At 59.7% G+C, this 22,419-nt stretch carries 20 protein-coding genes; 5 read left to right on the plus strand and 15 right to left on the minus strand.

Translation table 11 applies throughout. The annotated features are described in order from the left end of the window. Positions 1–7: 7 nt before the first annotated feature. Both ftsH and rlmE read right to left on the minus strand, forming a co-directional pair. On the minus strand, positions 8–1,912 hold the full coding sequence (gene ftsH, locus ACTJKT_RS04490; RefSeq protein ID WP_009046930.1) for an ATP-dependent zinc metalloprotease FtsH: 1,905 nt from the start codon (positions 1,910–1,912) through the stop codon (positions 8–10). 201 nt (positions 1,913–2,113) lie between these two features. Then, a complete protein-coding gene (gene rlmE, locus ACTJKT_RS04495; RefSeq protein WP_007920869.1) occupies positions 2,114–2,743 on the minus strand; it encodes a 23S rRNA (uridine(2552)-2'-O)-methyltransferase RlmE in 630 nt (209 codons plus the stop codon). Positions 2,744–2,849: 106 nt separating this feature from the next. Here rlmE and ACTJKT_RS04500 point away from each other — a divergent pair, with 106 nt between their 5' ends. Further along, a complete protein-coding gene (locus ACTJKT_RS04500) occupies positions 2,850–3,158 on the plus strand; it encodes a YhbY family RNA-binding protein (protein WP_007920867.1) in 309 nt (102 codons plus the stop codon). Between the two features lie 12 nt (positions 3,159–3,170). Here ACTJKT_RS04500 and ACTJKT_RS04505 read toward each other — a convergent pair whose 3' ends face one another. From ACTJKT_RS04505 to grpE, 8 genes are all read right to left on the minus strand, one after another. Further along, complete coding sequence (locus ACTJKT_RS04505; RefSeq protein WP_440786312.1) at positions 3,171–3,575, minus strand: MFS transporter; 405 nt, start codon at positions 3,573–3,575, stop codon at positions 3,171–3,173. Between the two features lie 28 nt (positions 3,576–3,603). Continuing rightward, complete coding sequence (greA, locus tag ACTJKT_RS04510; RefSeq protein ID WP_440786313.1) at positions 3,604–4,080, minus strand: transcription elongation factor GreA; 477 nt, start codon at positions 4,078–4,080, stop codon at positions 3,604–3,606. Then, a complete protein-coding gene (gene carB, locus ACTJKT_RS04515; RefSeq protein ID WP_007920860.1) occupies positions 4,077–7,298 on the minus strand; it encodes a carbamoyl-phosphate synthase large subunit in 3,222 nt (1,073 codons plus the stop codon). The genes greA and carB overlap by 4 nt, the downstream gene beginning before the upstream one ends. 104 nt (positions 7,299–7,402) lie before the next feature. Next, a complete protein-coding gene (gene carA / locus ACTJKT_RS04520; protein ID WP_440786314.1) occupies positions 7,403–8,539 on the minus strand; it encodes a glutamine-hydrolyzing carbamoyl-phosphate synthase small subunit in 1,137 nt (378 codons plus the stop codon). A 258-nt stretch (positions 8,540–8,797) separates the two neighbouring features. Then, a complete protein-coding gene (dapB, locus tag ACTJKT_RS04525; protein WP_440786315.1) occupies positions 8,798–9,604 on the minus strand; it encodes a 4-hydroxy-tetrahydrodipicolinate reductase in 807 nt (268 codons plus the stop codon). A gap of 10 nt (positions 9,605–9,614) precedes the next feature. Further along, positions 9,615–10,739 carry a molecular chaperone DnaJ gene (gene dnaJ, locus ACTJKT_RS04530; RefSeq protein WP_007920853.1) on the minus strand — a complete coding sequence of 375 codons (1,125 nt, stop codon included), beginning with the start codon at positions 10,737–10,739 and terminating at the stop codon, positions 9,615–9,617. Positions 10,740–11,063: 324 nt separating this feature from the next. Further along, complete coding sequence (gene dnaK, locus ACTJKT_RS04535; RefSeq protein ID WP_025810034.1) at positions 11,064–12,980, minus strand: molecular chaperone DnaK; 1,917 nt, start codon at positions 12,978–12,980, stop codon at positions 11,064–11,066. 102 nt (positions 12,981–13,082) lie between these two features. Continuing rightward, positions 13,083–13,649, minus strand: a complete 567-nt coding sequence (gene grpE, locus ACTJKT_RS04540; protein ID WP_025810033.1) for a nucleotide exchange factor GrpE — start codon at positions 13,647–13,649, stop codon at positions 13,083–13,085. A 252-nt stretch (positions 13,650–13,901) separates the two neighbouring features. Here grpE and recN point away from each other — a divergent pair, with 252 nt between their 5' ends. After that, positions 13,902–15,575 (plus strand): DNA repair protein RecN, encoded by a 1,674-nt coding sequence (recN, locus tag ACTJKT_RS04545; RefSeq protein ID WP_440786316.1) that lies wholly within the window; start codon positions 13,902–13,904, stop codon positions 15,573–15,575. Positions 15,576–15,665: 90 nt separating this feature from the next. Here recN and fur read toward each other — a convergent pair whose 3' ends face one another. Next, positions 15,666–16,070 carry a ferric iron uptake transcriptional regulator gene (gene fur / locus ACTJKT_RS04550; RefSeq protein ID WP_007920840.1) on the minus strand — a complete coding sequence of 135 codons (405 nt, stop codon included), beginning with the start codon at positions 16,068–16,070 and terminating at the stop codon, positions 15,666–15,668. A gap of 98 nt (positions 16,071–16,168) precedes the next feature. Between fur and ACTJKT_RS04555 the strand changes: the two genes are divergently transcribed. Beyond that, positions 16,169–16,696, plus strand: a complete 528-nt coding sequence (locus ACTJKT_RS04555; protein WP_440786317.1) for an outer membrane protein assembly factor BamE — start codon at positions 16,169–16,171, stop codon at positions 16,694–16,696. A gap of 58 nt (positions 16,697–16,754) precedes the next feature. Here ACTJKT_RS04555 and ACTJKT_RS04560 read toward each other — a convergent pair whose 3' ends face one another. From ACTJKT_RS04560 to ACTJKT_RS04570, 3 genes are read right to left on the minus strand one after another with little or no spacing between them, the layout of a single operon-like run. Beyond that, entirely contained in the window at positions 16,755–17,075 is a 321-nt protein-coding gene (locus ACTJKT_RS04560; protein WP_440786318.1) for an RnfH family protein, read from the minus strand. Further along, a complete protein-coding gene (locus ACTJKT_RS04565; RefSeq protein WP_007920838.1) occupies positions 17,068–17,502 on the minus strand; it encodes a type II toxin-antitoxin system RatA family toxin in 435 nt (144 codons plus the stop codon). The genes ACTJKT_RS04560 and ACTJKT_RS04565 overlap by 8 nt, the downstream gene beginning before the upstream one ends. Before the next feature lie 7 nt (positions 17,503–17,509). After that, a complete protein-coding gene (locus ACTJKT_RS04570; RefSeq protein ID WP_440786350.1) occupies positions 17,510–18,913 on the minus strand; it encodes a sodium-dependent transporter in 1,404 nt (467 codons plus the stop codon). A 117-nt stretch (positions 18,914–19,030) separates the two neighbouring features. On the opposite strand from ACTJKT_RS04570, the gene smpB reads away from it, so the two are divergent. Then, a complete protein-coding gene (gene smpB / locus ACTJKT_RS04575) occupies positions 19,031–19,513 on the plus strand; it encodes an SsrA-binding protein SmpB (RefSeq protein WP_009046919.1) in 483 nt (160 codons plus the stop codon). 71 nt (positions 19,514–19,584) lie between these two features. Here smpB and ACTJKT_RS04580 read toward each other — a convergent pair whose 3' ends face one another. Next, positions 19,585–20,352: an FCD domain-containing protein gene (locus ACTJKT_RS04580; protein WP_097305659.1), complete on the minus strand. Its 768-nt coding sequence runs from the start codon at positions 20,350–20,352 to the stop codon at positions 19,585–19,587. 260 nt (positions 20,353–20,612) lie between these two features. Here ACTJKT_RS04580 and ACTJKT_RS04585 point away from each other — a divergent pair, with 260 nt between their 5' ends. Continuing rightward, on the plus strand, positions 20,613–22,298 hold the full coding sequence (locus tag ACTJKT_RS04585) for a lactate permease LctP family transporter (protein ID WP_440786319.1): 1,686 nt from the start codon (positions 20,613–20,615) through the stop codon (positions 22,296–22,298). Positions 22,299–22,419 lie beyond the last annotated feature (121 nt).

Here is a 22,419-nt window from a genome sequence, read left to right on the forward strand (position 1 = left end):
TCAAACCTTAGTGGTCAGCAGCCGGGCCGCCGATCGGTGTCTCTGGACGCTCATTCTGCACCACCGGAGGCGTGGTACCCGAACCGCCCTCCCAATCACGAGGCTCGCGAGGGGTACGACCAGCCATGATGTCGTCGATCTGCTCGGCATCGATGGTTTCATACTTCATCAAGGCATCGGCCATCGCATCCAGCTTGTCGCGGTTATCCGTGAGGATCTGCTTGGCGGTGCCATAGCACTGGTCGATGATGCTACGCACTTCGGAGTCGATCAGCTTGGCGGTTTCCGCAGACAGGCTAGCATGCTGGCTGCCAGCACTGCGTCCCAGGAAAACCTCGCCCTCTTCTTCGGCGTACATCAACGGTCCCAGCTTTTCGGACAGCCCCCACTTGGTCACCATGTTCCGCGCAATCTGACTGGCGCGCATGATGTCGTTGGAAGCACCGGTAGTTACACCGTCAAAGCCCAATGTCATTTCTTCAGCGATACGGCCGCCGTACAGCGAGCAGATCTGGCTGATCAGCGCACGCTTGGACAGGCTGTAGCGATCTTCTTCCGGCAGGAACATGGTTACACCCAGAGCCCGACCGCGCGGGATGATCGAAACCTTGTAGACCGGATCGTGCTCAGGCACTACGCGACCGACGATGGCATGGCCAGCTTCGTGATAAGCCGTGTTCTGCTTTTCCTTCTCGGACATGACCATGGATTTGCGCTCCGCGCCCATCATGATCTTGTCTTTTGCCAGTTCGAATTCTTTCATCTCAACGATGCGTTTGCCGCTACGGGCAGCGAAGAGCGACGCTTCGTTCACCAGGTTGGCCAGGTCAGCACCAGAGAAGCCGGGTGTACCACGAGCGATTACCGCTGGAGCAACATCCTCACCCATTGGCACTTTACGCATGTGAACTTTCAGGATCTGCTCACGACCACGGATATCCGGCAGACCGACCACGACCTGACGGTCGAAACGACCAGGACGCAGCAGCGCCGGGTCCAGCACATCAGGACGGTTGGTGGCGGCAATGACAATGATGCCGTCGTTCATTTCAAAGCCATCCATCTCGACCAGCAACTGGTTGAGAGTCTGTTCACGCTCATCATGACCACCACCCATGCCGGCACCACGATGGCGACCGACGGCATCGATTTCGTCGATGAAGATGATGCACGGAGCATGCTTCTTGGCCTGCTCGAACATATCGCGAACGCGGCTGGCACCTACACCAACGAACATCTCGACGAAGTCGGAACCGGAAATGGTGAAGAACGGAACCTTGGCTTCACCAGCGATAGCCTTGGCCAACAGGGTCTTACCGGTACCCGGCGGGCCAACCATCAGCACGCCACGAGGAATGCGGCCGCCCAGACGCTGGAACTTGCCCGGATCGCGGAGGAACTCAACCAGCTCGCCCACTTCTTCCTTGGCCTCGTCGCAACCTGCGACATCCGCCAGGGTGGTTTTCACCTGATCTTCGGACAGCAGGCGCGCCTTGCTCTTGCCAAAACTCATCGGCCCGCCCTTGCCACCGGCACCACCCTGCATCTGCCGCATGAAGAACATGAAGACGGCGATGATCACCAGGATCGGGAAGCTGGCGACCAGCAGTTGGGTCCAGATGCTTTGCTGCTCAGGCTGCTTGCCTTCGACAACCACGTGGTTATCCACCAGGTCACCGATCAGGCCATTGTCCTGAATCGCAGGACGAATGGTCTTGAAGCTATCGCCATCGTTGCGCTTGCCGGTAATCACATAACCATCAACGGCTACGCGCTCGACCTTGCCATCCTTAACTTGCTGGATAAAGTCGGAATAGTTGAGGGTCTGCGGCTCGTTAGGGCTGGAGAAGTTGTTCATCACCGTCACCAGGACAGCCGCGATGATCAACCACAGGATCAGATTCTTTGCCATATCGTTCAATTAACTACCCTCTGAAGCAAGCTCCGCTGCTGGCGCGCGCTTCGCATGATATTCACCGACCTAACTTACTACATTACCTACAGCTCTGGCAGGCGCTGTCTGTAACCCTTTGTGAAACCCAGATTACACAATATTCGCTTAAGCCCCCGGGGCGAAATACGAAAAAACTATCAACCCGGTCAAAAACAACCTTTACTCGATACGCCCGCGAAAGCCACGTCCCAGCAGATATTGCTCGCGAGAACGGTCACGGGAAGAACTCGGTTTGCGCATCACTACCTTGTCGAACATCTTGCGAACGTTCTTGTGGTATTCGTCGAAACCTTCTCCCTGGAAAATCTTAATCAGGAAGTCACCACCGGGACGAAGAACCCGCCCCGCCAAATCAAGTGCCAACTCGCACAGAAACATCGCCCGCGGCATATCTACGGCAGGCGTACCACTCATATTGGGGGCCATATCGGAAATCACAAGGTCAACCTGGGAATTTCCGACTGCCTCGAGGATTTGAGCCAACACTGCGTCTTCGGTGAAGTCGCCCTGAATAAAGGTGACATCAGGGATGCTGTCCATTTCCAGGATGTCGGAAGCGATCAGCCGGCCCTGCCCGCCAATCAGACGACTGGTCACCTGCGACCAGCCTCCTGGCGCCGCACCCAGGTCGATTACGCTCATGCCCGGCCGGATCAAACGATCCTTTTCCTGGATTTCCAGCAATTTGTAGCTGGCACGAGAACGGTACCCATCTTTTTGCGCCATTTTGACGAATGGGTCGTTGAAGTGCTCTTTCAGCCAGTTATGGCTTGTCTTGGAACGGGCCACGGGCCACCTCAAAAAATAAAACGGGTCGTGATTAACTGGGCGGTCCCGGACGCGCTCGGGTAAACTGGCCGCCGCTTTTTACAAGATCAGACGCAGGGGTCAGATTATGCCGCTCACTCAAGAGCAGAAGAAACAGTACAAATCCATTGGCCACCATCTGAAACCAGTATTGACTGTGGCTGACAACGGTTTGACCGAAGGTGTGTTGGCCGAACTTGAACGCGCCTTGAGCGATCATGAGCTGATCAAGATCAAGCTCAACATCCTCGAACGCGAGTCCCGCCTGGAAGCCATTGCCGAACTGTGCAAGGCCGGCAAAGCGGATCTGGTGCAGGTCATCGGCAAAATGGCGTTGATTTATCGCAAGAACGCCAAGGTAAACAAGCAACTGTCCAACGTCCATCGCTTCCACTGACGTCGACAGGGGTCAAGGGTGCGCTTCGCGCGCCCTGCCACTCCATCCAGGTACAGGCTGCAATACCAGCACCAGGCCGGAAAAACCCAAGACAAGATAGCTGAACAACTGCCAGCGCTCGACATCCGACAGCCCTAAGCGCACCACGAAATACATCGCGCACGCACATAACGCCATCAACAGCAACTGCCCTCGCATATCCCGCCACAGGCTCGCCAGCCCTTCAGCACGCACCAATACCAGCATCTGAAGAACGACGCACACCGCTGAAAAACCAACCAGCAGCGCACTCAGCACATTGCCGATCTCTTCGATCAGCAGCGGCGCCAGGCCAATCCGGCCCAGCACCGGCAATAAGCCGACATGCAACAACCACACACCGCCAACCCACAACATCTGGGTCAGCTGCCAGAGCATGGCGCCTGCATTCAGCAGACGCCCTCGCTCAGATGTGGCGGACTTCGACAATCTCGTACTCGATCACGCCGCTAGGCGTTTTAACGGCAACCACATCACCCTCTTCCTTGGCGATCAAGGCACGGGCAATGGGCGAACCTACAGAGATCTTGCCGAGCTTGATGTCAGCCTCATCCTCACCAACGATCTGGTAAGTGACGCTTTCATCGGTTTCGACGTTGGCGATTTCGACGGTGGTGCCGAAAATCACCTTGCCCGAATGAGGAATGCTCGTCACATCGATGACAACCGAGTTTTGCAGGCGGCCTTCAATGTCACGGATGCGCGCCTCAACCATTCCCTGCTCCTCGCGGGCGGCATGGTATTCAGCGTTTTCCTTGAGGTCACCGAGTTCACGAGCCTCACCGATGGCCTGGCTCAAGCGCGGCCGCTCGACCTTGCTGAGGAACGTCAACTCTTCTTCCAGGGCCTTGGAGCCCTGGACGGTCATTGGGTATTTATTCATGCCTTCAATCCTGCATGTAGATCCTGCAAGCGGCGCACGGTCTTTTCCGGACCGAACTTGAGCGCTTCGCAGATGGCCTCGCCCGCAGCAATGGTAGTGGTGCAGTAGATCTTGTGCTGCAAGGCGTTACGACGGATGGAGTAAGAGTCGGCGATCGACTGACGACCTTCGGTAGTGTTGATGATCAGCGTGACCTCGTCATTCTTGATCATGTCGACCACGTGCGGACGACCTTCAGTCACCTTGTTCACACGGCGCACCTTCAGGCCTGCCGCTTCGATCAGCTTGGCAGTACCGGCAGTGGCAACCACTTCGAAGCCCAAGTTGATCAGATCACGAGCCACGCCCGCAACCAGTGGCTTGTCGTCGTCGCGCACGCTGATGAACGCGGTACCGCCGGTCGGCAGCACTTCGCTGGCGCCCATCTGGGCCTTGGCGAAGGCTTCGCCGAAGGTGTCACCGACGCCCATCACTTCACCGGTCGACTTCATCTCTGGGCCGAGGATCGGGTCGACGCCCGGGAACTTGGCGAACGGGAACACCGCTTCCTTGACGCTGTAGAAGTTAGGAATGATTTCCTTGGTGAAGCCCAGCTCTTTCAGGGTCTTACCCGCCATGACGCGCGCGGCGATCATCGCCAGGGAAACCCCGATGCACTTGGAAACGAACGGCACGGTACGGGAAGCACGCGGGTTCACTTCGATGACGTAGATCTGCTCACCCTGCAGGGCCAGCTGTACGTTCATCAGGCCGACCACGCCCAGCTCCAGGGCCATCTTCTTGACCTGTTCGCGCATCTCGTCCTGGATGTGCGCAGGCAGCGAGTAGGGTGGCAGCGAGCAAGCGGAGTCACCGGAGTGCACGCCAGCCTGTTCGATGTGCTGCATGATCGCGCCGATCACCACATCCTTGCCGTCGCAGACCGCGTCCACGTCCATCTCGATGGCGCAGTTGAGGAAGTGGTCCAGCAGCACCGGGCTGTCGTTGGACACTTGCACCGCTTCACGCAGGTAGCGCTTGAGTTCTTCTTCTTCGTAAACGATTTCCATCGCCCGGCCACCCAGCACATAGGACGGACGCACCACCAGCGGGTAGCCGATCTTGGCCGCGGCGCGAATCGCTTCGTCTTCGCTGCGCACGGTGGCGTTTGGCGGCTGACGCAGGTTCAGGCGCTCGACCATCTGCTGGAAGCGCTCACGGTCTTCGGCACGGTCGATGGCGTCAGGGCTGGTACCGATGATCGGCACGCCGGCCGCCTCCAGGGCACGCGCCAGTTTCAGCGGAGTCTGGCCGCCGTACTGGACGATCACGCCTTTTGGCTTCTCGACGCGGACGATTTCCAGCACGTCTTCCAGGGTCACTGGCTCGAAGTACAGGCGATCGGAGGTGTCGTAGTCGGTGGAAACGGTTTCCGGGTTGCAGTTGACCATGATGGTTTCATAACCATCGTCACGCAGCGCCAGTGCCGCGTGCACGCAGCAGTAGTCGAACTCGATGCCCTGGCCGATACGGTTCGGACCGCCACCCAGGATCATGATCTTGTCGCGACCCGAAGGCGCCGCCTCGCACTCTTCCTCGTAGGTCGAGTACAGGTAGGCGGTATCGGTGGCGAACTCGGCCGCGCAGGTGTCGACGCGCTTGTAGACCGGGAACACTTCCAGCTTGTGGCGGTGGGTACGCAGGTTCTTCTCGGTCACGCCCAGCAGCTTGGCCAGACGCTGGTCGGAGAAGCCCTTGCGCTTGAGGCGGAACATCAGGTCGCGGTCGATGGCCGACAACCCCAGAGTCTTGACCTTCTCCTCTTCCTTGATCAGATCTTCGATCTGCACCAGGAACCAAGGGTCGATCATGTTCATGCCGAAGATCTGCTCGACGGTCATGCCGGCACGGAAGGCGTCAGCCACGTACCAGATACGCTCGGCGCCCGGCACGGTCAGCTCGCGCTTGAGCACGTTCATGCTTTCCGGGTTGCTCAGGTCGAGCTTCGGATCCAGACCGCAGACACCCACTTCCAGGCCGCGCAGCGCTTTCTGCAGGGATTCCTGGAAGGTCCGGCCGATGGCCATCACTTCACCCACCGACTTCATCTGGGTGGTCAGGCGAGCGTCAGCCTTGGCGAACTTCTCGAAGGCAAAGCGCGGCAGCTTGGTCACGACGTAGTCGATGGACGGTTCGAAGGACGCCGGGGTCTTGCCGCCAGTGATATCGTTCGACAGTTCGTCCAGGGTGTAACCCACGGCCAGCTTGGCCGCGACCTTGGCGATCGGGAAGCCGGTGGCTTTCGAAGCCAGGGCCGAAGAACGGGATACCCGCGGGTTCATCTCGATCACCACCATGCGGCCAGTGTTCGGGCAGATGCCGAACTGGACGTTGGAGCCACCGGTTTCCACGCCGATCTCGCGCAGTACCGCCAGGGAGGCGTTACGCAGGATCTGGTATTCCTTGTCGGTCAGGGTCTGTGCTGGCGCCACGGTGATCGAGTCACCGGTGTGCACGCCCATCGGGTCGAAGTTTTCGATCGAGCAAACGATGATGCAGTTGTCCTTCTTATCGCGGACCACCTCCATCTCGTACTCTTTCCAGCCGATCAGCGACTCGTCGATCAGCAGTTCCTTGGTCGGCGACAGGTCCAAACCGCGGGCGCAGATCTCTTCGAACTCTTCACGGTTGTAGGCGATACCGCCACCGGTGCCACCCATGGTGAAGGACGGACGGATGATGCACGGGAAGCCCAGCTTCTCGAGGACCGCATTGGCCTCGTCCATGCTGTGGGCGATACCGGAGCGCGGGCACTCCAGGCCGATCGCCTTCATCGCGGTATCGAAGCGCGAACGGTCTTCGGCCTTGTCGATGGTGTCGGCATTGGCGCCGATCATTTCCACGCCGAACTTCTCCAGAACGCCTTCGCGCTCCAGGTCCAGGGCGCAGTTCAGCGCAGTCTGGCCACCCATGGTCGGCAGCAGAGCGTCCGGACGCTCTTTCTCGATGATCTTGGCAACGGTCTGCCACTTGATCGGCTCGATGTAGGTGGCGTCGGCCATGGCCGGGTCGGTCATGATGGTCGCCGGGTTCGAGTTCACCAGGATGACCCGGTAACCCTCTTCGCGCAGGGCCTTGCAAGCCTGGGCGCCGGAGTAGTCGAATTCGCAGGCCTGGCCGATCACGATCGGGCCGGCGCCGAGAATCAGGATGCTTTTAATGTCTGTACGTTTTGGCATGGGTTGTCACTCAAATCCGCAGGTCAGTCGGCAAGCCGTCTTGATCAAATCTCTGAAGCGCTGAAGGGGCCGCCGATGCCGGGGCCACCCTCAGTGGCGGGCACTCAGCGTCGCTTGGCCATCTCGTTGATGAAACGATCGAACAGCGGTGCCACATCGTTCGGGCCCGGGCTCGCTTCAGGGTGGCCCTGGAAGCTGAATGCGCTCTTGTCGGTACGCTCGATGCCTTGCAGGGTGCCGTCGAACAGCGACTTGTGGATCGCCCGCACGTTGCCCGGCAGGGTGGTTTCGTCCACCGCAAAACCGTGGTTCTGGCTGGTGATCATCACTACACCGCTGTCCAGGTCCTGGACCGGGTGGTTGGCACCGTGGTGGCCGTGGCCCATCTTCACCGTCTTGGCGCCGGAGGCCAGTGCCAGCAGTTGGTGGCCCAGGCAGATACCGAAGACCGGGATCTCGGTTTCCAGCACGTCCTTGATCGCCTGGATGGCGTAATCGCAAGGCTCGGGGTCGCCAGGACCGTTGGACAGGAACACACCGTCAGGCTTGAGCGCCAGAGCGTCGCTGGCCGGGGTTTGCGCAGGCACTACGGTCACGCGGCAACCGCGCTCGACCAGCATGCGCAGGATGTTCAGCTTGACGCCGTAGTCGTAGGCAACCACGTGGTACGGCAGCTCGGAAGCCTCGATGGTCGGATGACTGTCGGTCTTCAGGCTCCAGACGCTGGAGCGCCACTCGTAACTTTCCTTGGTGCTGACGACCTTCGCCAGGTCCATGCCTTTCAGGCCAGGGAAGCCGCGCGCAGCGGCAATCGCCGCTTCGTCGGAGATATTGTCGCCGGCCATGATGCAGCCGTTCTGCGCGCCTTTTTCGCGCAAGATGCGCGTCAGGCGACGGGTGTCGATACCGGCGATCGCCACAACGTTGTTGGCTTTCAGGTAGTCGGACAGGGACAGGGTGTTACGCCAGTTGCTCGCGACCAGCGGCAGGTCGCGAATCACCAGACCGGCCGACCAGACACGATCGGACTCGGCGTCTTCCGGCGTGGTGCCGGTGTTGCCGATGTGCGGGTAAGTCAGGGTAACGATCTGTTGGGCGTAGGAAGGATCGGTAAGGATTTCCTGATAGCCGGTCATTGCGGTGTTAAACACCACCTCACCAACGGTCTGACCGTCGGCTCCAATGGCTTCGCCGCGAAAAATGCTGCCATCAGCAAGGGCGAGTATGGCTGGCTTAGTCAAGAAGACCTCCCGTAAATAAAGCCTGAAAGGGCGATCGCAGGTTGTAAAAAAGCGGAGTGACGTATGGACACGTCACCCCGCTTCTTCACTGAATTATTCTGCGCGCTTTTAGTGGACACACTAAAGCTGTAGCTTACAGAAAAAGGCTTTTTGGGTCCACCGCTAAAGAGCCTTAAAGGCAGAGGAATGCGACAGAACATCGCTTAGCGGGGTAAAACAGGGCTCCAGCGCGAAGCCGAGCCCTGTTTTGGATGCATCTCAACGCAGATCCAGCACATCCTGCATGTCATAAAGACCCGCCGGACGACCGTCCAGCCACAACGCAGCACGTACCGCGCCCTTGGCGAAAGTCATGCGGCTGGAGGCCTTGTGGGTGATCTCCAGGCGCTCGCCCTCAGCGGCGAACAATACGGTGTGATCACCAACCACATCACCACCACGAACAGTAGCGAAACCAATGGTTTCCCGCTCGCGGGCACCGGTATGACCTTCACGGCCATATACCGCGACCTTCTGCAGGTCGCGCCCCAGCGCATCGGCAATCACCTCGCCCATGCGCAACGCGGTACCCGAAGGTGCGTCGATCTTGTGCCGGTGATGCGCTTCGATGATTTCGATGTCCGCATCATCGCCCAGTACACGGGCCGCCATGTCGAGCAGCTTCAGCGACAGGTTGACGCCAACACTGAAGTTGGCGGCGAACACGATCGGAATATCCTTGCCCGCCTCGGCCAGCACCTGCTTTTCCTTGGTGCCCAAGCCCGTGGTACCGATCACCATGGCCTTGCCTGCCTTGCGGCAGAACGCCAGGTTCTTCAGCATCACTTCCGGAAGCGTGAAATCGATCAACACATCGAATTCATCGGCGACCTTTTCCAGGCTGTCGGACATCGACACACCGATGCGCCCCAGCGAGGCCAGCTCGCCAGCATCGGCACCGACCAAAGAACTGCCAGACCGCACGATGGCCGCGGTAAGCCCGGAGAGCGGCGAGCGTTGCTGCACAGCCTCCACCAGGTTCTTACCCATGCGCCCAGCGGCGCCCATTACAGCTATACGTCGCATGCCGCGCTCCTTACAGGTCGCCGAAGAAGCGCTTCACGCCTTCGAACCAGCCAGTGGTTTTCGGCGAGTGGGTATTGTCATCCGCCAGGGAACCACGCAGTTCTTCGAGCAGTTCACGCTGACGACGACTCAGGTTCACCGGAGTTTCTACTGCAACGCGGCACATCAAGTCGCCAGCACCACCGCCACGAACCGGAGCCACGCCCTTGCCACGCACGCGGAACTGCTTGCCGGTCTGGGTCCCCTCAGGGATCTTCAGCTTGACCCGGCCATCCAGCGTCGGGATTTCCAGCTCGCCACCCAGCGCCGCATCAACGAAGCTGATAGGCACTTCACAGAACAGGTGCTTGCCGTCGCGCTGGAAGATCGAATGCTCACGCACATTGATCACCACATACAGGTCGCCCGTAGGGCCACCCTGGGTACCCGCCTCCCCTTCGCCGGACAGACGAATGCGGTCGCCGGTATCGACACCCGCCGGCACCTTCACCGACAGCGTCTTGTACTCTTCGACACGACCTTCGCCGTGGCAGGAATCGCACGGGTCGGAAATGATCTTGCCCTGGCCATGGCAACGCGGGCAGGTCTGCTGCACCGAGAAGAAGCCCTGCTGCATGCGCACCTGGCCGATACCGCCACAGGTCGGGCAGGTCACAGGCGAGGAGCCCTTCTTGGCACCCGAGCCATCGCAAGGCTTGCAGTTGACCAGTGTCGGAACGCGAATATTCACGGTGGTACCGCGCACCGCCTCTTCCAGGTTCAGCTCCAGGGTGTAGCGCAAGTCGCTGCCACGCTGAGCGCCGCCACGGGAGCCGCCACGACCGCCACCAAAGAAATCACTGAAGACATCGCCAAAGATGTCGGAGAAGTTCTGGCCACCGAAACCAGCGCCACCACCACCCATGCTCGGATCGACACCGGCATGACCGTACTGGTCATAAGCCGCGCGCTTGCTCGAGTCAGACAATACTTCGTAGGCCTCGTTGGCCTCCTTGAACATATCTTCCGACGCTTTGTCGCCGGGATTACGGTCCGGGTGGTGCTTCATCGCCAGGCGGCGGTAAGCCTTTTTCAGGTCGGCTTCGCTCGAGCCTCGCTCTACACCCAATACTTCGTAATAGTCACGCTTTGCCATAAGTCTTCGCACTCTTAAGGACGTTCGACAACGCTCTCCTGAGCCTCGTCAAACTCGTTGAGCCCCAATACAGGCCCGGACCCAACTCACGTCAATTCAACGATCCTGGTCTTGGATAGACGACCAACAGACTGGCCGACAATTGCGGTAATCCCGAACGGAAAGCAGGAGCATTTCCGACCGTACCGCCAGCGCGCGAAAAGAGCCGCACGCCGTAAAAAATTCGCTTGCTCCAGACACGCCAACGCGGGAGCAAGCTCCCGCGCGGCGACATCCTACCAGTCACCGCACAAAGGCAGTCAACCGGCCGACCAACAAGCAGTCTTACTTGTGGTCTTTTACTTCTTCGAACTCGGCGTCGACGACGTCATCGGCTTTCTCGGCCGACTCGGCCTGCGAAGCTGCGCCTTCTGCCGGCTGAGCCTGCTCGGCGTACATCTTCTGAGCAACCGGAGCCGACACTTTCGACAGTTCTTCGACCTTGGCGTCGATGGCAGCCTTGTCGTCGCCTTTGATAGCGGCTTCAAGGGCAACCACGGCGGCTTCGATCGCAGTCTTCTCTTCTGCGGTCACTTTGTCGCCCGCGTCAGCGATCATCTTGCGAGTCGAGTGAACCAGGGCATCGCCTTGGTTACGCGCGCTGGCCAGCTCTTCGAACTTGCGGTCTTCTTCGGCGTTGACTTCAGCATCACGAACCATCTGCTGAATTTCTTCCTCGGACAGACCGGAGTTGGCCTTGATCACGATCGACTGGGTCTTGCCGGTCGCCTTGTCTTTCGCGCCTACGTGCAGGATGCCGTTGGCGTCGATGTCGAAGGTCACTTCGATTTGCGGCACGCCACGTGGAGCTGGCGGAATCTCGGCCAGGTCGAACTTGCCCAGGGACTTGTTCTGCGCGGCTTGCTTACGCTCGCCTTGCAGCACGTGAATGGTCACTGCGCCCTGGTTGTCGTCGGCGGTCGAGAACACTTGCGATTTCTTGGTAGGAATCGTGGTGTTTTTCTCGATCAGCGCGGTCATCACGCCGCCCATGGTTTCGATACCCAGGGTCAGCGGACTGACGTCCAGCAGCAGTACGTCTTTCACGTCACCGGCCAGTACCGCGCCCTGGATGGCAGCACCCATGGCAACAGCTTCGTCCGGGTTCACGTCCTTGCGTGCTTCTTTACCGAAGAAATCGGTCACCAGCTTCTGCACCAGCGGCATACGGGTCTGACCGCCGACCAGGATCACGTCGTCGATCTTGCTGACGTCGATACCAGCGTCTTTCATGGCGATGCGGCAAGGCTCGATGGTGCGCTGAACCAGGTCTTCAACCAGCGATTCCAGCTTGGCGCGGGAGATCTTCACGTTCAGGTGCTTAGGACCTGTGGCGTCTGCAGTGATGTACGGCAGGTTGACGTCGGTCTGCTGGCTCGAGGACAGCTCGATCTTGGCTTTTTCAGCGGCTTCTTTCAGGCGCTGCATGGCCAGCGGGTCACCCTTGAGGTTCATGCCGCTTTCTTTCTTGAACTCGTCCACGAGGTAGTCGATCAAACGGATGTCGAAGTCTTCACCACCGAGGAAGGTGTCACCGTTGGTTGCCAGTACTTCGAACTGGTGCTCGCCATCGACTTCAGCGATTTCGATCACGGAAACGTCGAAAGTACCGCCACCCAGGTCATAAACGATCACGGTGTGATCGCCCTTGGCCTTGTCCATGCCGTAAGCCAGAGCGGCCGCGGTTGGTTCGTTGATGATACGTTTTACGTCCAGGCCCGCGATGCGGCCGGCGTCTTTGGTCGCCTGGCGCTGGCTGTCGTTGAAGTAGGCCGGAACGGTGATCACCGCTTCAGTCACAGCCTCGCCGAGGTAGTCTTCGGCGGTCTTCTTCATTTTCTTGAGGATTTCAGCCGAGATCTGTGGCGGAGCCATTTTCTGGCCGTTCACTTCAACCCAGGCGTCGTTGTTGTCAGCCTTGACGATCTTGTAAGGGACCATCTGGATGTCTTTCTGCACGACTTCTTCGTCGAAACGACGACCGATCAGACGCTTCACCGCGTACAGGGTGTTATGCGGATTGGTCACTGCCTGACGCTTGGCCGACTGGCCAACCAAGATTTCGCCATCGTTGGCGTAAGCGATGATGGACGGCGTGGTGCGCGCGCCTTCAGCGTTTTCGATAACTTTTACGTTGCCGTTTTCAAGAATGGAGACGCAGGAGTTGGTAGTCCCCAGGTCGATACCGATAATTTTGCCCATGTTAACTCTCCCGAAACTTTGGATTTTGTTGCCGCAGTAGTGGTGGCTGACTGCGGTAGCACTTAAACGCTTGGCCTATAAATGGGGGCCCCGCGCGCGATTTCAAGCCTTCTCGTCAATCGAAGGCGAAACCGGTGCAGGCGCCTTGCTGACCACGACCATGGCCGGGCGCAGCAGGCGGCCGTTGAGCTGATAGCCCTTCTGGAACACCTTGAGAACGCTGTTCGGTTCGACGTCGGCACTTTCCTGCATGGCCATCGCCTGGTGCTGTTCAGCGTTGAACGGCTCGCCATGCGGATCGATCGCTTCCAGCTGATAACGCTTCAGGGTGTCCTGGAACATCTTCAGGGTCAGCTCGATACCTTCACGCATCGGGCGAATGCTTTCGTCGTCCGGGCTGGACAACTCAAGACCGCGCTCAAGGCTGTCGATCACCGGCAACAGGTCGCCAGCAAAACGCTCGAGGGCGAATTTGTGAGCTTTTTCTACATCCTGCTCGGCACGGCGGCGGACGTTCTGCAGATCGGCCGCAACACGCAATGCCTGATCCTGAGCGCCAGCCAGCTGCTCTTCGAGCACTTGCACACGAGCCGCCAGATCTTCGCCCGAAGCCTCAGAGGCCTGATTGGCGTCGGGGTTTTGCGTATCCAGCGTCTGTTCGTCAGCCATAAAATTCTCCTTTCAATATCGTCCGTGAGCTCAACTCACGCTTCTGCCCCGGTATATGGGGTCGCATTTTTCAGGTTCAAGGGCCGCGCCCTCGGCAAAAATCATTGGGTGAAACAAAACACCGGCCACCAGCCATTCCCACACGCGATAAAAAAATCTGCCAAGCAAGCGAATCGAGCTAAGGCCGGGCATTGTCAGTCCAAAACAAAACACTGTATAAATAACCAGACCTAAAGCTTGGGAGCGGCCTTTATGCTGGTGCACCTGTCCGTACACAACTACGCCATCGTTGAACATCTCGATCTGGAACTGGATCGCGGGATGAGCGTCATCACGGGTGAAACCGGCGCCGGCAAGTCGATCATGCTCGACGCCCTGGGGCTGACCCTGGGTGATCGCGCCGACAGCGGCGTGGTACGCCCAGGCGCCGACAAGGCCGACATTCTCGCCACCTTCGACCTGGAAGACATTCCCGAGGCCCGCACCTGGCTCGCCGAACGCGACCTGGACAACGACAGCCCCTGCATCCTGCGCCGGGTCATCACCGCCGAAGGTCGTTCCCGCGGCTACATCAACGGCTCCCCCTGCCCGCTAGGCGACCTCAAGGCTCTCGGCGAACTGCTGATCGATATCCACAGCCAGCATGAGCACCAGTCGCTGCTGAAAACCGACACCCACCGCCGCCTGCTCGACGAGTACGCCGGCGCTACCGACCTGGCCCGCCAGGTATCGCTGGCGGCCCAGCGCTGGCGCCAGACTCGCCAGGAACTGGAGCGCCTGTCCAATTCCGGGGACGAGCAGCGGGCTCGCCACCAGCTCCTCAGCTATCAGCTGGAGGAACTGGAGAACCTCGCCCTGGGTGAAAACGAGCTCGAGCAACTGGAGCTCGAACACAAGAACCTGACCAATGCCGAAAGCCTGCTGGGTATCTGCCGGCAGGTCGTCGAGCATTGCAGCGAAAGTGATTCGGGCAATGTCCTCAGCGCCCTGACAGTGAGCCTCAATCGCCTGTCGAGCATCGGCAAGAGCTCCGGTGCCCTGGCGGAAGCCACCAATCTGCTGGCCAGTGCGCAGATCCAGGTCGAGGAGGCTGTCGGCGAACTGAATCGCTTCGTCGACCACTTCGATGCAGACCCGGCACGCCTGCAACAACTGGAAGAGCGGCTGGACGCCATCTATACCCTGGCTCGCAAGCACCGGATCCAACCCACCGAAGTGGCGGCCATGCAGCAGAAACTGCTGGAGGAAATCGAAACCCTGGATGCCAACGACGAGTCCATTGAGCGCCTGGGCGACGAGCTGAAGTCCTTTGCCCGGCACTATCACGAAAAGGCCCGGGAGCTGAGCGAGCTGCGCCAGCAGGCCGCAACCAGCCTGGCCAGCGCCGTCGAACAGGAAATCCAGCGCCTGGGCATGCCCGGCGGCCGTTTCACCATCGAACTGCGCGCCAACAGCAGCGACGAATTGCAGCCCAACGGCCTCGAGCAGGTCGAGCTACTGGTCAGCGCCAACCCCGGCCAGCCACTCAAGGCCCTGGCCAAAGTGGCATCCGGAGGCGAGCTGTCGCGGATCAGCCTGGCGATCCAGGTGATTACCGCGCAAACCTCTCGCGTCCCGACCCTGGTGTTCGACGAAGTGGACGTCGGCATCGGCGGCCCGACCGCGGAAATCGTCGGCCAGCTGTTACGTCGCCTCGGCGAGCGCGGCCAGGTCTTGACGGTCACCCACTTGCCGCAGGTGGCAGCCCAGGGCCATCAACATCTTTTTGTGCACAAGGTGCGCGGCAGCGATGCGACTCACACCGCGGTTTCCAAACTGGGCAAGACCGAGCGGATCGAAGAGGTGGCACGCATGCTGGGCGGCATCGACCTGACCAAGGAGTCGCTGGCCCACGCGAAAAAGATGGTGGTTACCGCCAAGGCTTGAGTCCCCGCCCCTTTAATAAAGAGCAGAAAGCACGAAGGCGACCCTTGGGTCGCCTTCGATCGTTTCGCGGACAACATCCGCGCGACATGCTTATTTCTTCGTGCGTACGTACAGCACCAAGTTGTGATCCACCAACTCGAAGCCGTGCTTCTCGACAATCGCCTTCTGAAGCTTCTCGATTTCTTCGTCGAAGAATTCGATCACTTCGCCGGAGTCCACGTTGACCATGTGGTCGTGGTGACCGCCGTCAGCCAGTTCGAATACAGCATGACCGCCATCAAAGTTGTGGCGTACCACAAGGCCTGCTGCTTCAAACTGGGTCAGAACACGGTAAACCGTGGCCAGACCGACATCCTCGCCAGCTTCCATCAGCGCCTTGTAAACATCCTCGGCACTCATGTGTCGCTGCTCGGCGGAATCGAGCATTTGTAGAATTTTGACCCGTGGCAGAGTCACTTTAAGGCCGGCTTTACGTAGTTCGCTATTTTCAACCATGGTCAGCTTTCTCGCGGATGCTGCTTCGCAGCTTCTCTTAATGCGGGTATGATCGGGGTTTACGTTGTCCCAGCCAAGATAGTGGAAGTCGCCCACCGATGCAAAACACCAAGCTCTTGCTAACCAGTTTCACCTTCGTGGGACTGCTCGCACTCGCCGGTTGTTCATTCCCCGGGGTTTACAAAATCGACATCCAGCAGGGCAATGTCGTCACGCAGGACATGATAGACCAGTTACGCCCGGGAATGACCCGCCGGCAAGTACGGTTTATCATGGGCAACCCTCTGTTGACCGACACGTTCCACGCCGATCGTTGGGATTATCTGTACAGCCTGCAACCAGGTGGCGGTGAACGCCAGCAGGAACGCGTCAGCGTTATCTTCAACGGTAACGACCAACTGGTCAGCCTTTCCGGTGACTTCATGCCTGGCGTAAGCCGCGACGAAGCCATCCTGGGCAAGGACAGCGGCACTACCGTGACCACCCCTGCCGCAACCGCCGAGCAGCCAAAACCGGAAAAACCGGCCAAGCCAGGTTCTCTGCTCGATCAGATCCAGAAGGACGTCGACAACGTCGAGACCGTTCCGGTGCCAACACCAGAACCTCTGGACACCTCGCCGCAATAATTTGTGGCGGAATAAAAAAGCCCGGCGAGTCCGGGCTTTTTGTTGTCTGTCGATTTATTCAGGACTCTGAAGGTCGAGCCCGGGCCTGCGCCGCCTTTGCTGCGCGCAGACGTCGAACCTCTTTGGGATCGGCCAGCAATGGACGGTAGATTTCGATACGATCATCCGCCCGAACCACCTGAGTCCCAGGGTTCGCAACCGCTTTGCCAAAGATCCCCAGCGGACAACTGTCCAGGTCCAGCTCTGGGAATTGCGCACCTATCCCAGAGCTTTTCACTGCCGCACGGACAGTAGTCCCCGGCGGCACAGCAACACTGAGCAATAGCTGTCGGTCGACCGCGGCATACACCACCTCGACTTCGATCATTGGCTCAAGCATGCAGCTGCTTGGCCCGCTGACAAAACGCATCGACCAGGGTATTGGCCGCCTGATTGAACAGCGGCCCCAGGGTCGCGCGAACCAGTGGACCGGCGTAGTCGAACGACAAATCCAGGCTGATCTTGCAGGCCTTCTCACCCAGCGGCTTGAAAATCCACACGCCGTGCAACTGGTTGAACGGCCCTTCTTCCAGGTTCATCTCGATCGACTGGCCCGGCACCAGGGTATTGCGCGTGACGAAATGCTGGCTGAGCCCGCCCTTGGCAACCGCCAGGCTGGCGCGCATCTGCACCTCGCTGCTCTCCAGCACCTCTGCCGACGAGCACCAGGGCAAAAACTCCGGGTAGCGCGCCACGTCATTGACCAGGTCGTACAAAAACTGCGCCGGATAAGGCAGCAGGGCCGAGCGTTGAATATGTGTCGTCATGTCAGCGTCATTTCCACAACTGGGCGGCAAACACTATAAGAATGCCGATGGGCGCCACATAGCGCATCAAAAACAGGGTCAGGGCAAACAGCAGCGGGCTGCGAATCGACAGCTCATTACGAACCGCCTCGCGCCCCATTACCCAACCCGCAAACACCACAAAGCAGAGGCCACCCAAGGGCAACATGATCCGCGAGGTGAAGAAATCGATCACCCCAAAGAAATCCAGACCACCTGCCGCCCCCCATTGGTAGAGGTGGAAAGCCCCGCCTTCGTTCACGAAAAACTTGGCCTGCTGCCAGATATTGAAGGAGAACACCGTTCCCAATCCGACAAACCAGCAGGTAAACGCCAGCCAGAACGTGACCCAGCCGCGGCGGATTCGAGTCTGCTCCACCAGGTAAGCCACCATCGGCTCCAACAGCGAAATCGCCGAGCTCCAGGCGGCAATGGCCACCAGGACAAAAAACACCACGCCCATCAACTGGCCGAACGCCACATTACCAAAGGCAAAAGGCAAACTGACAAACATCAGCCCCGGACCTTCACTCGGGTTCAGCCCGGCGGCAAACACGATCGGGAACAGCGCCAGCCCCGCCAGCAGCGAAACGAAGGTATCCAGCAGCGCCACGCCGACAATAGTGCCGGAAATGGACGAATGCTTCGGCATGTAAGCGCCGTAGATCATGATGGAACCGACACCGACGCTCAGGGAAAAGAAGGCATGCCCCATGGCCGGCAACAATCCGTCGAGCAGCTTGTCGGTGCTGAAGTCGAACATGAAATGCACGCCTTCCATGAAATGCCCGGTGGTCATGCTGTAACCCAGCAGGATCACCAGCATCACGAACAGCAGCGGCATCATGATCCGCAGGCTGCGCTCAAGCCCGGCCACCACGCCCTTGGCGATGACGGCCGCCGACAACAGCATGAACAGCGTGTGCCACAGCGTCAGCCGCCAGGGGTCGGCGATCACATTGCCGAAATAGGCGCCGACCTGATCCGCCGTCACGCCCTGGAAATCGCCACGGCCCATATCGATGATGTAGTCCAGCGACCAACCACCAACCACGCTGTAAAAGGAAAGAATCAATAAGGCGGTGATCATCCCGGCGAACGCGCCCCAGGACCACTTGGCCGAATGCCCGGCTTCCAGGGCCAGCGCCTTCAAGGCATTGGCCGGGCTTTGCCGAGCGCGACGTCCGATCAGGGTTTCCGCCAGCATCACCGGCACGCCGATCAGCGCGATGCAGGCCAAAAATACCAGGACAAAGGCGCCACCACCGTAGACGCCGACCATGTAGGGGAATTTCCAGATACTGCCCAGGCCCACGGCAGAACCAGTCGCAGCGAGTATGAAAACCCAGCGACTGGCCCAGCCGCCGTGGACAGAAACCTTGTCCGTCGACATCAAAAACGCGCCCAACCGAGAAAAAAGAGCGCGCATTGTCCGGGATTCACTCAACCTGCTCAAGCACGCAGCTTCACCGTAGCCGACACGCGTGCAACTGCCTATAATGCCGCCCCTATGGCTAAACAGAAGAAACACCCAACAGGGACCATCGCGCAAAATAAAAAGGCGCGTCACGATTACTTCATCGAACATCGGTTCGAGGCTGGCATGGTCCTGGCCGGCTGGGAAGTAAAGAGTCTGCGTGCAGGCAAGGCACAGCTGGTCGACAGTTACGTGCTGCTCAAGGACGGCGAAGCCTGGCTGCTGGGCAGCCACTTCACGCCGCTGACCACTGCCAGCACCCATGTGATCGCCGACCCCGTGCGCTCGCGCAAACTGCTGCTCAACAAGCGCGAGCTGGAAAAGCTGTTCGCCTCCGTGCAGCAGAAGGGTTATGCCTGCGTGTGCCTGTCGCTCTACTGGAGCAAGCACATGGTCAAGTGCGAGATCGCACTCGGCAAGGGCAAGAAGGAATACGACAAGCGTCATACCGAACGCGAGCGCGACTCCGATCGCGAGTTGCATCGCGCGGTGCGCAACAAGGGCAAGGAAGAGTAACGCCCTTCTGCCTTGATGCCATGATCGCGAGCAAGCTCGCTCCTACAGGGGGGCGAGCTTGAACTCGACGACTAAATCCCCTTGCGCCGCTCCGCCCGGGCCACGCGCTGCACTTCCTGACGCACCTCCTCCAACACTTCCTGCACATACAGAATGTGCCGGCTGGAGACTTCGCGCGCCTGTTCGGCACGCCCTTCGATGATCGCCTGGTACAGATCGCGATGCTGGCTGATCAGCATGTCGCGGGTTTCGCTGCGCTGCTTGTACATGCCGCCAATGTTGGTCACCACGTTGCGCTTGAGCAGATCGAACAACCCCCGAATGGTGTGCAGCAATACGGCGTTGTGGCTGGCCTCGGCAATCGCCAGGTGAAATTGCGCATCCGCCGCCCCCTCCTCCGCCCGACTCGCATCGCCCGCCCGGGAATAGCAGTCCTGCAATTCCTCGAAGGCCGCCGTGAGCCGTTCGCGATCCACATCGGTGGCACGCAACGCCGCGTAATAGGCGCATGAAGCTTCCAGAGTGTGGCGAAACTCCAGCAAGTCACGCTGGGCTTCCGGGTTGCTTTCCAACAACTGCAGCAGCGGATCGCTGAAGGTCGAGCCCAGCGACTCCACCACATAGTTGCCGCCCCCCTGGCGACTGACCAGCAAGCCCTTGGCCGTGAGCTTCTGGATCGCCTCGCGCAACGAAGGCCGCGAGACACCGAACTGCTCCGCCAACGCACGCTCTGCCGGCAGGCGCTCACCGGACTTCAGCGTGCCCTCGAGGATCATCCCCTCGAGCCGCTCGACAATGTCGTCAGACAAACGGCGCTGACGAATCTGATCAAACCCCATAACTCACTCTCCACGATCCCGACCGCGCGCCGGGCTCTCTATTCTGGCCTATCGGGGCTGCGCCAGCACCTATCAGAACGCACATCGGCAAGCGGATCAGAAGTCATCTGCACCGCACTTTCGACAAAAGTTTTAGGGCGACAAATTGACACGCCGCTCACCAGGCTTTTACCCTAGCCAACAGCGATTGTAAATTGGTCTTACCAATTAACCAAATACGCTGACCAGTGCCTGACCAAAAACAATTAGGGGCCACCCATATGCAAACCTGGCAACAGCTCTACAGCCCGCTCGGCAGCCTCGGCCTGTCCGCCCTCGCCGCCGTCATCCCGATCGTCTTCTTCTTCCTGGCTCTGGCCGTGTTCCGTCTCAAAGGACACGTCGCCGGCAGCATCACCCTGGCGTTGTCGATTCTGGTGGCGATCTTCGCCTTCCAGATGCCTGCCGATATGGCCCTCGCCGCCGCTGGCTATGGATTTGCCTACGGTCTGTGGCCCATCGCCTGGATCATCGTCGCCGCTGTCTTCCTCTACAAACTGACGGTCAAGAGCGGCCAGTTCGAGGTCATCCGCAGCTCCGTGCTGTCGATCACCGACGACCAGCGCCTGCAGGTGCTGCTGATCGGTTTCTGCTTCGGCGCCTTCCTCGAAGGCGCCGCCGGTTTCGGCGCGCCGGTCGCCATTACCGCCGCGCTGCTGGTGGGCCTGGGGTTCAACCCGCTGTACGCCGCCGGCCTGTGCCTGATCGCCAACACCGCGCCGGTGGCCTTTGGCGCCCTGGGTATTCCGATCATCGTGGCTGGCCAGGTGACCGGCATCGACGCGTTCAAGATCGGCGCCATGACCGGCCGCCAGCTGCCGCTGCTGTCGCTGTTCGTGCCGTTCTGGCTGGTGTTCATGATGGACGGCCTGCGCGGCGTCAAAGAGACCTGGCCCGCGGCGCTGGTGGCCGGCCTGAGCTTTGCCGTGACCCAGTACTTCACCTCGAACTTCATCGGCCCGGAGCTGCCGGATATCACCTCGGCCCTGGCCAGCCTGATTGCCCTGACCCTGTTCCTCAAGGTCTGGCAGCCCAAGCGTTCGTTCGCCGCAGCCACCGCCAGCGTCGGTGCCGCCGTCGTGCAGGCTGGCGGCTTCGGCCAGCCACGCACCACCCAGCCTTCGCCCTACAGCTTCGGCGAGATCTTCAAGGCCTGGTCGCCGTTCCTGATCCTCACCGTGCTGGTCACCCTCTGGACCCTCAAGCCGTTCAAGGCGATGTTCGCCGCCGGCGGCTCGATGTACAGCTGGGTATTCAACTTCGCGATTCCGCACCTGGATCAACTGGTGATCAAGAGCGCGCCGATCGTCGCCACTCCGACCGCAATTCCGGCGGTGTTCAAGCTCGACCCGATTTCCGCGACCGGCACGGCGATTTTCTTCTCCGCGCTGATCTCGATGCTGGTGCTGAAGATCAATTTCAAAACTGGTCTGACCACTTTGAAAGAGACCTTCTACGAACTGCGCTGGCCGATCCTGTCCATCGGCATGGTGCTGGCCTTCGCCTTCGTCACCAACTATTCCGGCATGTCTTCGACCATGGCCCTGGTGCTGGCCGGTACGGGCGCGGCGTTCCCGTTCTTCTCGCCGTTCCTCGGCTGGCTGGGGGTGTTCCTGACCGGTTCGGACACCTCGTCCAACGCCCTGTTCAGCTCGCTGCAAGCCACCACCGCGCACCAGATCGGCGTCAACGACACCCTGCTGGTGGCGGCCAACACCAGCGGCGGCGTGACCGGCAAGATGATCTCGCCACAATCGATCGCTGTGGCCTGCGCCGCCACCGGCCTGGTGGGCAAGGAATCGGACCTGTTCCGCTTTACCCTCAAGCACAGCCTATTCTTTGCCACCATCGTCGGCCTGATCACCCTGGCCCAGGCCTACTGGTTCACCGGCATGCTGGTGCACTGATCGCGACACCGAAAGAACCGACGCCGGACTACCCATCCGGCGCCTGCAACTCACAACCCGGTCTGCAAGGCTGCTGAAAGCTTGTCTCTCTATATTCAGCAGCCGCGGCAGACGGATAACC

The organism is Pseudomonas sp. 22526 (assembly GCF_052044735.1).
GTDB classification, from domain to species: domain Bacteria; phylum Pseudomonadota; class Gammaproteobacteria; order Pseudomonadales; family Pseudomonadaceae; genus Aquipseudomonas; species Aquipseudomonas piscium.

What these genes read in the sequence shown, in the direction of transcription:
- dapB (WP_440786315.1), bottom strand. Translation starts at nt 9,604, where the DNA reads ATGCGACGTATAGCTGTAATGGGCGCCGCTGGGCGCATGGGTAAGAAC.
- ACTJKT_RS04565 (WP_007920838.1), bottom strand. Translation starts at nt 17,502, where the DNA reads ATGACGACACATATTCAACGCTCGGCCCTGCTGCCTTATCCGGCGCAG.
- ACTJKT_RS04570 (WP_440786350.1), bottom strand. Translation starts at nt 18,913, where the DNA reads ATGTCGACGGACAAGGTTTCTGTCCACGGCGGCTGGGCCAGTCGCTGG.
- ACTJKT_RS04555 (WP_440786317.1), top strand. Translation starts at nt 16,169, where the DNA reads ATGCAAAACACCAAGCTCTTGCTAACCAGTTTCACCTTCGTGGGACTG.
- recN (WP_440786316.1), top strand. Translation starts at nt 13,902, where the DNA reads ATGCTGGTGCACCTGTCCGTACACAACTACGCCATCGTTGAACATCTC.
- smpB (WP_009046919.1), top strand. Translation starts at nt 19,031, where the DNA reads ATGGCTAAACAGAAGAAACACCCAACAGGGACCATCGCGCAAAATAAA.
- dnaJ (WP_007920853.1), bottom strand. Translation starts at nt 10,739, where the DNA reads ATGGCAAAGCGTGACTATTACGAAGTATTGGGTGTAGAGCGAGGCTCG.
- ACTJKT_RS04580 (WP_097305659.1), bottom strand. Translation starts at nt 20,352, where the DNA reads ATGGGGTTTGATCAGATTCGTCAGCGCCGTTTGTCTGACGACATTGTC.
- ACTJKT_RS04500 (WP_007920867.1), top strand. Translation starts at nt 2,850, where the DNA reads ATGCCGCTCACTCAAGAGCAGAAGAAACAGTACAAATCCATTGGCCAC.
- greA (WP_440786313.1), bottom strand. Translation starts at nt 4,080, where the DNA reads ATGAATAAATACCCAATGACCGTCCAGGGCTCCAAGGCCCTGGAAGAA.
- grpE (WP_025810033.1), bottom strand. Translation starts at nt 13,649, where the DNA reads ATGGCTGACGAACAGACGCTGGATACGCAAAACCCCGACGCCAATCAG.
- fur (WP_007920840.1), bottom strand. Translation starts at nt 16,070, where the DNA reads ATGGTTGAAAATAGCGAACTACGTAAAGCCGGCCTTAAAGTGACTCTG.
- dnaK (WP_025810034.1), bottom strand. Translation starts at nt 12,980, where the DNA reads ATGGGCAAAATTATCGGTATCGACCTGGGGACTACCAACTCCTGCGTC.
- carB (WP_007920860.1), bottom strand. Translation starts at nt 7,298, where the DNA reads ATGCCAAAACGTACAGACATTAAAAGCATCCTGATTCTCGGCGCCGGC.
- ACTJKT_RS04560 (WP_440786318.1), bottom strand. Translation starts at nt 17,075, where the DNA reads ATGCTTGAGCCAATGATCGAAGTCGAGGTGGTGTATGCCGCGGTCGAC.
- ftsH (WP_009046930.1), bottom strand. Translation starts at nt 1,912, where the DNA reads ATGGCAAAGAATCTGATCCTGTGGTTGATCATCGCGGCTGTCCTGGTG.
- ACTJKT_RS04505 (WP_440786312.1), bottom strand. Translation starts at nt 3,575, where the DNA reads ATGCTCTGGCAGCTGACCCAGATGTTGTGGGTTGGCGGTGTGTGGTTG.
- ACTJKT_RS04585 (WP_440786319.1), top strand. Translation starts at nt 20,613, where the DNA reads ATGCAAACCTGGCAACAGCTCTACAGCCCGCTCGGCAGCCTCGGCCTG.